This is a genomic window from Corallococcus sp. AB038B (assembly GCF_003668955.1).
In the GTDB taxonomy this organism is placed as follows: domain Bacteria; phylum Myxococcota; class Myxococcia; order Myxococcales; family Myxococcaceae; genus Corallococcus; species Corallococcus exiguus.
Genome location: NZ_RAWO01000007.1, coordinates 311419 through 322387 on the forward strand (window position 1 = coordinate 311419; position 10969 = coordinate 322387).

The window sequence follows — 10969 nt, forward strand, 5'->3', positions numbered from 1 at the left end:
GGTCCGGGGCTCATGAGAAGTTGAAGCTTGATTCAGGTTTCAGCCTCCGCGGCGCTGGCCAGCGCCCGTGCGGTGTGCGTACCCTGCGCGCGTTTTTTCCATGACGCCCAGGAGAGCCACATGCAGCTGAAGGACCTGAAGATCATCGTCACCGGCGGCGCGCAGGGCATGGGCGCGCACTTCGCTCAGCGCATCCACGAGGCGGGCGGCCAGGTGGCCGTTGGCGACGTCAACGAGGAGAAGCTCGCGGCGCTGCCGGCGGGCATCCACCGCCGCAAGCTGGACGTGTCCAACGAGCAGGACGTCACGGACTTCGTGCAGTGGGCCCACGGCGCCATGGGCGGCCTCAACGGCCTCATCAACAACGCGGGCATCCTGCGCGACGCGCTGCTCGTGAAGAAGGACCGCACCACCGGCCAGGTGAAGAAGCTGTCCACCGCGGACTGGAACGCCGTCATCGGAGTGAACCTCACCGGCGCCACGCTGATGGTGCGCGAGGTCGTCACCAAGATGGTGGAGACGGACCAGCGCCCCGGCGTCATCGTGAACATGTCGTCCATCGCGCGGCACGGCAACCGCGGCCAGTCCAACTACGTGTCCGCCAAGGCCGCGCTCGCCGCCAACACCGTCACCTGGTCGCGCGAGTTCGCGCCGTTCGGCATCCGCGTGGGCGCCATCGCGCCGGGCATGATTGAAACGCCCATGACGCAGGGGATGAACCAGAAGGCCCGCGACGCGCTGGTGGCCGCCATCCCGGTGGGCCGCATCGGCGAGCCGGAGGACATCTGGGTGGCCGTGAAGTTCATCGTGGAGTGCGACTACTTCAACGGCCGCACCATCGACGTGGACGGCGGTCACAACTTCTAGGCCGTTCGCAGCATCCGCGCCCCGGGCTTCAGGCGCTCTTGCGCTTCCGGGGCGCGGCCCGCGTGGGCTTCACGTCCACCCAGCGCTCCGCCCACTTGCCCAGCTCGTCAATGACCTTCCAGAACGCCTGACCCTTCTCCGTCAGGCGGTACTCGGAGCGGATGGGCGGGCCCGGGTCCACGTGGCGCTCGAGGATGCCCTCCGCCTCCAGGTCCTTGAGCCGCTCCGACAGGACGCGCTCGCTGATGGTGCCGATGCGCGCCGTCAGCTCCCCGAACCGGCACGGCCCGTCCATCAGGATGCGCAGGATGACGCCCGTCCAGCGCCGCCCCAGCAGGTCGGCCGCCGACAGGAACCGCGCACACAGCGGGCTTGAGTCGTCATGCATCGTGCCACCTCCACTCCGAATATAGCGCCCGCCCCTTTCCGTCGGCACTTACTTACTTTTTGGAAGCTACTTGCGAAATAAAAGTGACGCGGATAGCCATGGGGTGTTCGCAACGGAGGACATCACGCATGGCGACCCCGAACACGGCCCTGGACACGGACGCGCTGGAGCAGCTCTTCACGGAGGCCCGTACCTACCCGGGCTGGCAGGACCGGCCGGTGACGGACGAGACGCTGCGGCGCATCTACGAGCTGGCGCGCATGGCGCCCACCGCGGTCAACAGCCAGCCGGTGCGCCTGGTGTTCGTGAGGAGCCGCGAGGCCAAGGAGCGGCTCAAGCCCGCGCTGTCCCCGACCAACGTGGACAAGACGATGCAGGCGCCAGTGACGGTCATCGTGGCGTACGACACCGCGTTCCACGAGCAGATGCCCAAGCTGTTCCCCTCGCGCGACATGAAGAGCGTCTTCGCCGCCCAGACGCCGGAGGCGCGCGAGCAGGCGGCCTTCATGAACGGCACCCTGCAGGGCGGCTACGTCATCCTCGCGGCGCGCGCGCTGGGGCTCGACTGCGGCCCCATGGGCGGCTTCGACAAGGCCAAGGTGGACGAGGCCTTCCTCCAGGGCACCGGCTGGAAGTCGAACTTCCTCATCAACCTGGGCTACGGCGACCCGGCGAAGCTCTTCCCGCGCAACCCGCGTCTGTCTTTCGAGGACGCCTGCCGGTTGGACTGACACCGTCCAATCCCAGACAGGGCATTGGTCCCTCCGTTCAATGGCATCAGGCGGCCACAATCCTGAGTTTCTAGGTTAATCAGGAAGAAGCCGCCCCGCCGTCGGTTCCACAGGGGTGAACGCGGCAAGCGAGCCTCTTCCCGGTGCGACAGCGCAGGCGCCCAGACGCGGGGGCTCGCCTTTCGCAAGGCGGCGTAGACCGCCGGAGGGCCGTCTTCCGTTACAAGGAAGGCGAGACGCGGGGCCGGTGACAGGAGGCAAGCGCGGTGGGGCGGGCCTAGTACAGCTGTTCGAGCGGCATCATCGTGCCCGCCTCGAACTCCGGCGCGCGGCGCAGCTGGTCCAGCACGCGCGGGGCGCACCTCAAGTGCAGCATGGGCAGGGAACCGCCCGGCTCGCTCATGGCGCGCACGGCGCCCACCAACTGGTGTGCCTCCAGCCAGCGCATGAAGCTCTCGCGGAAGCGGGCGTTCTCCGCCTGGCCTTCCTTGTAGATATCCGCGCGCGAACGCAGGGGTGCCCGTGAGGACGCGGAGACGCTCTTCGGCGCGGCCGACTCCCGGGGCATCACCGTGACGTCAATGTCGCCGGCCGGCTGTGCGTCACGCTCCAGGCCACCCGCGCCCGGCAACGCACGCACCGTGCCTCCGCTGCCAGGCAGCGGACGCACGGCGGCGACGGAGGACATCCGGGCCGAAATGTCTTGAGGTCCGCCCGGCACGCCATTCTTCCTGCTCATGGCCACATCCTCCCCAGGTCCGGTGCTCACGTGGCACCGGCCCCGGCAACTACCGCGTCACCTGAAAACAGCCAGGCCCTTCCCCGTCCGGTGGTTCGCCGAGCGAGGAAGCTTGATGGCATTGCCCAGAATCAAATCCCTCACTTCCAATGCCGTCAAGTCAGGGGCGCGGCAACGATACAGCGCGGCGATTCCCGCGACATACGGCGCCGCCATGCTTGTGCCGCTCATTCGTTCATAGAACGCCTGATTGTTGCAGCGGCGTTCAGTAGACGAATACACATTCACCCCGTAGCCCATGACGTCAGGTACGACCCGACGCCCCACGGAGCCGCTGGCGGAGAAGGTGGCCACGTTGCGCTCGAAGTCGACTGCCCCCACAGCCAGGGCCTCGGGAAAGGCCGCTGGGTAACCAACCGTGTCGGGTCCACTGTTACCCGCCGCGACAATGGGCAGGATGTTGCTGTCCAGAAGCCGACGCAGCATGGCCTGCAGTGCGCGCTGGTTGAGCAGGTAGTCCGCTTCGGAGATGCCCGGAGGCGGCTGCAGCGGGAAGCCCAGCGACAGGTTGACGACGGCGGGACGCGACGCGTTCTCCGGACGGCTGAACTGGTGCAGCAACCACTCCATGCCGGCGGCCACGCGGCCCAGGCTGGTGCGGATGGTCTCCGATTCGATGACGGACGCGGCGTACAGGTCCACCTCCGGCGCGACGCCGTGGTGCACGCCCGCGGCGATGCCGCACACGTGCGTGCCGTGGCCGTCCGGATCGAAACCGCGCACGTCGCGCGCGGGGTTGTGCGGCGAGTTGGGGAAGAGCGAGACGTAGCGGAACTGGATGGTCTTGCTCGCGTGCTCCGGGTGGTCCGCGTCCACGCCGGTGTCCAGGATGCCCAGCATCACGCCGGCGCCCCGGATGCCCTGGGCGTGCGCCAGGGGGACACCGGACTCGTCAGGCCACTCGCGCTGCGCGAGCGAGCTCATGCCGCGGTTGCGCGGCCCTGTCTGTCCGGCGGACACCGGACCGGGGAAGGACAGGGGCACCACGTCCGGGATGAACTCGAACTCCGCCGCCAGCTCGCCGCGGGCCGCGACTTCCGCGTCCTGGGAGTAGAAGTGCGCCATGGTGGCGCCGATGAGCGGCATGAACCGGTAGCTGCCGGCTTCCGTGCCGGCCTGCTCCGTCACGGGCGCGCCCGGCATGGGCGTGGCGTCGACGTCGCTGGCCTTCTTGCCGCGGGCGCGCTTGCGTCCGCGCGCCGCCTGGCCGCTGATTTCGGGCTTCACGCCAGGCAGCGTGGCCGACCGCAGGCCGAGAGCGGTGAGGGCGTCCGGTGCCTTCTGGGCCGCGCTGAAGCGAAGCGCGGTGCTGCGGCTGAGGACGCGCTCGCCCTGCGCCGTGCCACGCACTCCGGGCCGGGCCTGCGTCTCGATGGACTCCTTGGGTACCAACAGGAATGACTTCATGGCTGTGCTCCTTGAACCGCTCAATCCGCGCCGGGCTCGAAGGGAGAGCACCTGCGGTACGACCGCGCCCACCTGGGGACCCTGACAAGCCCCTTCGGATCCGGTGGGTCGGGCTCGCGGGCGTCGCCCGGAGCCGTTGCATCACCTGCCCTCCCCTCTCCCCATGCACTGGGGTCCAACCGGGGGATTTGACCGCGACCCCCTGACAAAAAATCACGGGATTTCCGTAATAGACACCCCTTGTCTGGTGTCTCGGTCCTCGCTCGGCTTCCCCGAACCTCCGGAAACACAACGGATTCCCTCCGTGGGACGAGGGCAGTGGCCAGGGGCGCACACGGGCTCTGTCCGCCAGCGGATGTGGGGAAGGGGCAGGCAGGAGGGGCGGGCGCGCGAGTGGGCGTCCGGGTGGGGCTTGCGCGCCCGGCGGGCGGGGAGTGGAAAAAGAGGTGGAGGGAAGCCCGGGATGCGCCGATTGTTCGGCTTCCATCCGCCCGGAGTATGTCCGCGCGGATCCCTGGCCTTTCTGGAGCCCCCTTGATTCCCTATTGGCACGCCCCCTCGTTCAAGCTGGGGCCCCTGGAACTGAACCCCTTCAACGTCTTCGTGGCGGCGGGCATCCTCCTGGCTGCCCGGCTGCTGACGAAGCAGGCGGAGCGCGAGGGGCTGGACCCGAACCCGCTGGCGGACTTCGCGATGTGGGGGGTGGCGGCCGGCATGCTCTTCGGCCACTGGGTGCACCTGTTCTTCTACCACCCGGAGGAGATGTCCAAGAGCCCGTTCCAGATCTTCCGGTTCTGGGACGGCCTGTCGTCCTTCGGCGGCCTGTTGGGCGGCATCCTGGCGGCGGTGGTGTTCTTCCGGGTGAAGAAGCTGCGCTTCAACGACTACGCGGACAGCTTCGCGCTGGGCGTGGCGCCGGGCTGGGCGGTGGCGCGGCTGGGGTGCTTCGCGGTGCACGACCACCCGGGCAAGCTGACGGACTTCTTCCTGGCGGTGCAGTTCCCCAACGGCAACCGGCACGACCTGGGCTTCTACGACGCCATCGTGCTCTTCGCGATCACCGGCCTGCTGTACGCGCTGCGCGACATGCCGAAGATGAAGGGTCGGCTCCTGCCGCTGCTGGCGCTCCTGTACGCGGCGTCCCGCTTCAGCCTGGACTTCCTGCGGGCCACGGACCTGTCGTACGTGGACGCGCGCTACTTCGGCCTGACGCCGGCGCAGTACGGCAGCCTGCTGCTGGTGGCGTACGGACTGTGGGGCCTGTTGCGCAAGCAGGCGCCGAGCGCATCCTCGCAGAAGCCGTCCGCGCCGCAGGGCCGGGTGGAGACAGCGCGGTAGCGCGTCCACGTTTCGCATCGTCTCGCAGCAGGGGGGGGTACCGCGTGAAGGCACTGGCGTACGACGCGTTGATGGCGCCGCTGGGCTGGGTGGGCTTGAACGCCGCCCGGCGGCAGCTGGTGGAAGGGCTGTCCGGCAAGGTGCTGGAGGTGGGCGCGGGCACGGGCCTGGCGCTGCCGGGCTACCCGGACTCCGTGACGTCGGTGACCGCGGTGGACGTGGACCTGGGAGCGCTGGTGCGCGCGCGGGCTCGACGCAGCGGCGTGGCGCTGCTCCAGGCGGATGCGCAGGCGCTGCCGTTCACGGACGGCTCGTTCGACGCGGTGGTGTCCAGCCTGGTGTTCTGCTGCGTGGACGCGCCGGGCACGGCACTCTCGGAGGTGATGCGGGTGCTCAAGCCGGGCGGAGAGCTGCGCCTGCTGGAGCACGTGCGGGCCCCGAACCCGGCCGTGGCCACCGCGCAGGACCTGCTGACGCCCGCGTGGCGCAAGCTGACCGGCGGCTGCCGCCTCAACCGCGACACCTTCCGCCTGGTGGAGACCACGGGCTTCCACATCCTCCGGCGCGAGCAGCGCCTGGGCGGCATGGGCGAGTTCATCTTCGCACGGCGGCCCTGAAGCCTCCCTTCAGGAAGGGGCTTGCGCGACCCGCCCTGGCAGGTCACTTCCGACCTGCCAGGATGGATTCGCATACGGGATGTCAGAGGTCTCTTTAGGATGGCGTGAGTCCTCGCGGCGGACCTACCCGCCGCGTCCCATCCCATGAGGCCCTGACGCATGCTGCGCGCCCTTCGACCCCTCCTCGCAGTGCTGGTGTTCGCCGGCTGTGGACCCGACGTATCCTCGGACTCCGCGTCCGACCTCGTGAGTGCTCCGGCTGCCCTGGCGGACTCCGACCGTCACGGTGGCTCCAATCCCCGTGAGGGCTCCGTGCGGCTGTCCACCGGCGTCACGCTCCGCTACGTCGAGCAGGGCCGCCAGGACGGGCCTGTCGTCGTCCTGCTCCACGGCTATACGGACTCGCATCACACCTGGGACCTGAACCTTCAGCGCTTCTCGCGCGACTTCCACATCTACGCGCTGGACCAGCGCGGTCATGGCGACTCGTCCCGTCCGGCGTGTTGCTACACGCAGCAGGCGTTCGCGAAGGACGTGGTGGCCTTCCTGGATGCGATGCGCGTCTCGCGCGCCGTGCTCGTGGGCCACTCCATGGGCAGCTTCATCGCACAGCAGGTGGCGCTGGATTCCCCCGGCCGCGTGAAGGGACTGGTGCTCGTGGGCTCCGCGCCCACCGTGGCGGGCAATGAAGTGGCCCTGGGCCTCAAGGAGGTCGTGGACACGCTGACCGACCCCGTGGATCCCGCCTTCATCCATGAGTTCCAGGCCAGCACCTTCTACGCGCCCATTCCGGCGTCGTACCTGAACACGCTCGTCTCGGAGAGCTCCAAGCTGCCCGCGCGCGTGTGGCAGGACGCGCTGGATGGGCTCATCGCGGAGGACCACTCCGCGCGCCTGGGCCGCATCCGCGTGCCCACGCTGATCATCGGCGGGGACCACGACGGCTTCTTCTCCGTGACGGAGCAGCGCGCCCTGGCCCGCGCCATCCGCGGCTCCAAGTACCTGCTCTACCCGGAGACCGGCCACGCGCCGCACGCCGAGCGCCCCCAGCGCTTCGTGAACGACGTGCAGCAGTTCCTCGAGTGCCTGTAGTCGCTCGCGCGACTCAGGCTCCGGCCGTCCCGGGTTCCGCCGGGCGGCTGGAGTCGCTCCGGGCCAGCACCACCACCGCCACCAGGATGAGCAGGCCGCCCAGGCCCTGCCGCAAGGACAGGCGCTCGCCCAGGAAGATGGCGCCCAGCACCACCGCCATCACCGGCTCCAGCGTGGACAGGAGCGACGTGTTCACCGGTCCAATGCGCTTGAGGCCCGCGAAGAACGTCAGCAAGGCCACCACCGTGGACAGCAGCGCCAGACCCGCCACCGCGGCCCAGCCTCCCGGCGTCTGGGGAAAGGACGGGCCCTTCACCAGCATCAGCGCCCCGAAGGCGGCCCCCGCCGACAGCGGGACGACGGTGCTCGCCGCGAGCGGCCCCGCCGGCCCCGCGATCCGCGCGCTGGACAGGACGTAGAGCGCGTAGATGACCGCCGACAGCACGCCCAGGCCAATGCCCAGCGGCTTCGCGTCCGGGCCGGGGTCCACCGTGAGCGCCGTCCCGCACAGGGCCAGCCCCACCGCCAACCAGCGGCGTCGGCTCAGGTGCTCGCGGCCCAGGGCCACCTGGATGAGGGCCACCAGCGCGGGGAAGAGGTAGAGCAGCAGCGCCACCAGCCCGGCGGACGCGTGCTGGAGCGCGATGAAGTAGACGCTGCCTTCCGTGAAGTAGCCCACCGCGCCCAGCGCCACCAGGCCCCACAGGAGGCGGCCCCGGGGCCACTTTCCGCCCTTCGCGACCATCACTGCCGCGAGCACCAGCCCTGCCAGCATGAAGCGCAGGAAGAGCAGCGTGGGCATGTCCGTGCCCGCCGCGTAGGCCAGGCGCGCGAACAGGCCCAACGCGCCAAAGGAGGCGCCGGACAGGGCGACGAGGAGGAAGCCGGCGGTGCGGGTCTGCATGGCGCCCGGGCGCGCGCCTACCAGTTCTTCACGGAGCCCAGGTCGAACACGTCCGGGAAGCCACCCTTGCGCAGGAGCTCCGCGGCCACCGCGCTGCGGCCTCCCGCCGCGCAGTACACCACCACGGGCGTGCCCACCGGGCCGACCTCGGAGAGGCGCTGGGCCAGCACCTGCACGGGGATGTTGCGGGCGGCGTCCGGGTGTCCCTGCTGGAACTCCTCCGGGGTGCGCACATCCAGCAGCACCGCGCCCTGGGCGACGAGTTCGTGGGCCTTCTGCGAGCGTTCCTGAGGCGTCATCACCCCATTCAACCAAAGCCCGGGGCCCCGTCGGGCTGAAAACTGGAGGCCGTCGCACCGGGCGCTACAGTCCTGTATCGATACCCATGCGACTCGACAAGCTCACCCTGCTCCAACAACTGTCCGAGCGACTCCAGCAGAGCGACCGGCTGGCCCACCGCGCGGAGGCCGATGCCCGTGAGGCCGCCCGCAGCCTCGCCACGGAGTCCGAGAAGAAGGAGGACGGCCGCGCCGCCATTGAGTACGGCAGCCTCGCCACCGGCCAGGCCCAGCGTGCCCGCCGCCTCCAAGAAGAGCTCCAGGCCCTCACCGCCTTCGGCCAGAAGGAGCTGCCCCGCTTCTCGCGCCAGGGGCCCGTGGGCCTGGGCGCCCTGGTGGACTGCAGCACCGAGGACGAGGACGGCTTCGCCGAGCGCACCTTCTTCGTGCTCCCCGCCGGCGCGGGCACCGAACTCACCGGCCCCGGCGGCGACGGCTTCCTCTCCGTCATCACCCCCAGCTCCCCCGTGGGCCGCGCGCTCCTGGGCAAGAAGGCCGGCGACACCGTGGAGGTGACGCTCGCGGGTGAGGTGCGCGAGTGGACGGTGCTGGAAGTCGCCTGAGCTGAAGCGACGCGGGCCTACTCGCTCTGGGTGGGCCCTGGCGCCGCGTGAGCGACGAGCCACTCCTCCGGGATGTCGCCCCGGGGCAGCTCCAGGAGGAACGTGGCGCCTTCCCCCGGCGTGCTCACGGCGCTCACCTTGCCGCCGAACGCCTCGACAATCTGGCGCGTGATGTAGAGCCCCAGGCCCAGGCCGCCGTAGTGCCGGTCGCTCACCGCGCGCTCGAAGCGCTCGAAGATGCGCACCAGGTCGTCCGGCGCGATGCCGATGCCGTGGTCCTTCACGGCGAGCCGCGCCAGCGTGCCTTGCGCCTCCACGCTCACGATGACGGGGTGGCCCGCGCCGTACTTGAGCGCGTTGGACACCAGGTTCGTCACCACCTGCTCCAGGCGCAGCCGGTCCCACCGGCCCACCACCGGCACCGGCGCCTCCAGGCCCAGCTCCGTGCCGGCCTGCGCCGCCGCGGCGGAGAAGCGGTAGAGGATTTCGGCGGCCACGCTCGCCAGGTCCATTTCCTCCAGCTCCAGCCGCAGCCGGCCCGCGGTGATGCGCGACACGTCCAGCAGGTTGTCCACCAGGCCCGACAGCCGGCGCACCTGGCGCTGCACCACGTCCAGCGCGTCCGCGACGCGGTCGGTGGGCACGTCCTTGCCCTCGCGCGCCAGCACCACCACCTGCTTCTGCAGCAGCTGCACCTTGAGGCTCAGCGGCGTGAGCGGCGTCTTCAGCTCGTGGCTCGCGATGCCCAGGAACTCGTCGCGCTGGCGCACCGCTTCGCGCGCCTCGCGGTACAGCCGCGCGTTCTCCAGATAGAGCGCGGTGCGGTGGGCCAGCTCCGTGAGGAAGTGCTCCTCCTCCGCGCCAAAGGACCGCAGCACGTTGGAGCGCAGCACCATCAACGCGCCCAGCACGTTGCCGCGCGCGCCCAGCGGCACGCTCAGGCAGCCGTGCGGCCCCACCTCGCGCAGGAGCCGCGCGTGCTCCGCGTCCCGCGCGATGGCCACCACGTGCTCCTCGGACAGGATGGGCAGACGCCCCACCGCCCCGGACGTGAACACCTGGGGCAGCCCGCCCGGCACGGAGGGGTCCGGCGGATAGCGCGTGAGCAGGTCTCGCAACAGCGCGTGCCTTCCTGAGTCCGCGTGCAGTGACGCCGCCACGCGCAGGACTTCATCGCCCACGGCGCCCGGCGTCCGGAGGACGAGCAGGGCCCCCTCTCCCAGCGCGGGCACCAGCAGCTTGAGCAGCGGCTCCAGCTGCGCCTCCGCGGCCACCGACGTACCCAGGAGCGCCCCGGCCTCCGCCAGCAGGCGCGACACATCCAACAGGGACTCGGGCACCGCCTCCACGGCATGCGTGCGCAGGAGCGCCGCGGCCACCTGCCCGTCCCCGCCCCGCACCGGCACCGCGTTGCAGCGCAGCACGACGCGCGTTCCATCTGGACGGAGCACGTGCCATGGGGACGCATCCACCGGCTCGCCCGCCAGCGCTCGCGCCAGCGGTGAGTCGCCCGGCGGCAGCGGTGTGCCGTCGTCCCGCACCCATTCACACCCAGGCAGGCGGGCGTGCTCGATGTGGAGGGGGACCGGAATGCCGAAGTGCGCCGCGGCTTGTGAGTTGAAAACAGTCACACGGCCCGTGCATTCAACGAGAACAACGCCTTCGGCGTCCATGACGCGCGTTGACAGGGGCGGGCCATCCCCATCCGTCACGCGGGCCTCCAAGGCTGGAGTGGTGATGCCGGACATGCCAAGGCTTTCCGCACGCATCATGGTGTCATCTCCGCCTCCCGGGAAGAAAGGAAGACAGGACCCGCAGCCCACTCCATCCTCAAGGACAGGGAATGCTTCCCATCCTCACGCTCTTCCCGCGGGCCCCCTTGCCTGCATGACGGCGATCCTCAATCGTTCGACTGTCTACGTGCG

At 70.1% G+C, this 10969-nt stretch carries 12 protein-coding genes; 6 read left to right on the forward strand and 6 right to left on the reverse strand.

Going from position 1 to position 10969, the window contains the following annotated elements:
- Positions 1–120 precede the first annotated feature (120 nt).
- The gene (locus D7Y04_RS26745; RefSeq protein WP_120560256.1) at positions 121–867 is read left to right on the forward strand and encodes an SDR family oxidoreductase; all 747 of its coding nucleotides are present in this window, start codon (positions 121–123) and stop codon (positions 865–867) included.
- Positions 868–895: 28 nt separating this feature from the next.
- Here the strand turns inward: D7Y04_RS26745 and D7Y04_RS26750 are convergent, their stop codons facing one another.
- Entirely contained in the window at positions 896–1255 is a 360-nt protein-coding gene (locus D7Y04_RS26750) for a helix-turn-helix domain-containing protein (RefSeq protein ID WP_120581261.1), read from the reverse strand.
- A gap of 128 nt (positions 1256–1383) precedes the next feature.
- Between D7Y04_RS26750 and D7Y04_RS26755 the strand changes: the two genes are divergently transcribed.
- Positions 1384–1986 carry a malonic semialdehyde reductase gene (locus tag D7Y04_RS26755; RefSeq protein ID WP_120599851.1) on the forward strand — a complete coding sequence of 201 codons (603 nt, stop codon included), beginning with the start codon at positions 1384–1386 and terminating at the stop codon, positions 1984–1986.
- Between the two features lie 277 nt (positions 1987–2263).
- Here D7Y04_RS26755 and D7Y04_RS26760 read toward each other — a convergent pair whose 3' ends face one another.
- Entirely contained in the window at positions 2264–2725 is a 462-nt protein-coding gene (locus D7Y04_RS26760) for a hypothetical protein (RefSeq protein ID WP_120599850.1), read from the reverse strand.
- A gap of 57 nt (positions 2726–2782) precedes the next feature.
- Positions 2783–4192 carry a S8 family serine peptidase gene (locus tag D7Y04_RS26765; protein WP_120581264.1) on the reverse strand — a complete coding sequence of 470 codons (1410 nt, stop codon included), beginning with the start codon at positions 4190–4192 and terminating at the stop codon, positions 2783–2785.
- Positions 4193–4726: 534 nt separating this feature from the next.
- On the opposite strand from D7Y04_RS26765, the gene D7Y04_RS26770 reads away from it, so the two are divergent.
- From D7Y04_RS26770 to D7Y04_RS26780, 3 genes are all read left to right on the forward strand, one after another.
- Positions 4727–5530, forward strand: coding sequence for a prolipoprotein diacylglyceryl transferase (locus D7Y04_RS26770; protein ID WP_171809003.1), 804 nt, complete (start codon positions 4727–4729; stop codon positions 5528–5530).
- A gap of 44 nt (positions 5531–5574) precedes the next feature.
- Positions 5575–6147 carry a class I SAM-dependent methyltransferase gene (locus D7Y04_RS26775; RefSeq protein WP_120595012.1) on the forward strand — a complete coding sequence of 191 codons (573 nt, stop codon included), beginning with the start codon at positions 5575–5577 and terminating at the stop codon, positions 6145–6147.
- A gap of 159 nt (positions 6148–6306) precedes the next feature.
- A complete protein-coding gene (locus tag D7Y04_RS26780; protein ID WP_121761098.1) occupies positions 6307–7239 on the forward strand; it encodes an alpha/beta fold hydrolase in 933 nt (310 codons plus the stop codon).
- A gap of 13 nt (positions 7240–7252) precedes the next feature.
- On the opposite strand, the gene D7Y04_RS26785 is transcribed toward D7Y04_RS26780, so the two are convergent.
- Together D7Y04_RS26785 and D7Y04_RS26790 are read right to left on the reverse strand one after the other, a co-directional pair.
- The gene (locus tag D7Y04_RS26785) at positions 7253–8143 is read right to left on the reverse strand and encodes a DMT family transporter (RefSeq protein WP_121761099.1); all 891 of its coding nucleotides are present in this window, start codon (positions 8141–8143) and stop codon (positions 7253–7255) included.
- Positions 8144–8160: 17 nt separating this feature from the next.
- The gene (locus tag D7Y04_RS26790; RefSeq protein WP_014400616.1) at positions 8161–8442 is read right to left on the reverse strand and encodes a rhodanese-like domain-containing protein; all 282 of its coding nucleotides are present in this window, start codon (positions 8440–8442) and stop codon (positions 8161–8163) included.
- A gap of 86 nt (positions 8443–8528) precedes the next feature.
- On the opposite strand from D7Y04_RS26790, the gene D7Y04_RS26795 reads away from it, so the two are divergent.
- The gene (locus D7Y04_RS26795) at positions 8529–9044 is read left to right on the forward strand and encodes a GreA/GreB family elongation factor (protein WP_120595009.1); all 516 of its coding nucleotides are present in this window, start codon (positions 8529–8531) and stop codon (positions 9042–9044) included.
- 17 nt (positions 9045–9061) lie between these two features.
- On the opposite strand, the gene D7Y04_RS26800 is transcribed toward D7Y04_RS26795, so the two are convergent.
- Positions 9062–10816 carry a HAMP domain-containing sensor histidine kinase gene (locus D7Y04_RS26800; protein WP_121761100.1) on the reverse strand — a complete coding sequence of 585 codons (1755 nt, stop codon included), beginning with the start codon at positions 10814–10816 and terminating at the stop codon, positions 9062–9064.
- Positions 10817–10969 lie beyond the last annotated feature (153 nt).

Bases quoted from the DNA above. Each gene is read 5' to 3' on its own strand.
- D7Y04_RS26745 (WP_120560256.1), top strand. From the start codon at position 121: ATGCAGCTGAAGGACCTGAAGATCATCGTCACCGGCGGCGCGCAGGGC.
- D7Y04_RS26750 (WP_120581261.1), bottom strand. From the start codon at position 1,255: ATGCATGACGACTCAAGCCCGCTGTGTGCGCGGTTCCTGTCGGCGGCC.
- D7Y04_RS26755 (WP_120599851.1), top strand. From the start codon at position 1,384: ATGGCGACCCCGAACACGGCCCTGGACACGGACGCGCTGGAGCAGCTC.
- D7Y04_RS26760 (WP_120599850.1), bottom strand. From the start codon at position 2,725: ATGAGCAGGAAGAATGGCGTGCCGGGCGGACCTCAAGACATTTCGGCC.
- D7Y04_RS26765 (WP_120581264.1), bottom strand. From the start codon at position 4,192: ATGAAGTCATTCCTGTTGGTACCCAAGGAGTCCATCGAGACGCAGGCC.
- D7Y04_RS26780 (WP_121761098.1), top strand. From the start codon at position 6,307: ATGCTGCGCGCCCTTCGACCCCTCCTCGCAGTGCTGGTGTTCGCCGGC.
- D7Y04_RS26785 (WP_121761099.1), bottom strand. From the start codon at position 8,143: ATGCAGACCCGCACCGCCGGCTTCCTCCTCGTCGCCCTGTCCGGCGCC.
- D7Y04_RS26790 (WP_014400616.1), bottom strand. From the start codon at position 8,442: ATGACGCCTCAGGAACGCTCGCAGAAGGCCCACGAACTCGTCGCCCAG.
- D7Y04_RS26795 (WP_120595009.1), top strand. From the start codon at position 8,529: ATGCGACTCGACAAGCTCACCCTGCTCCAACAACTGTCCGAGCGACTC.
- D7Y04_RS26800 (WP_121761100.1), bottom strand. From the start codon at position 10,816: ATGATGCGTGCGGAAAGCCTTGGCATGTCCGGCATCACCACTCCAGCC.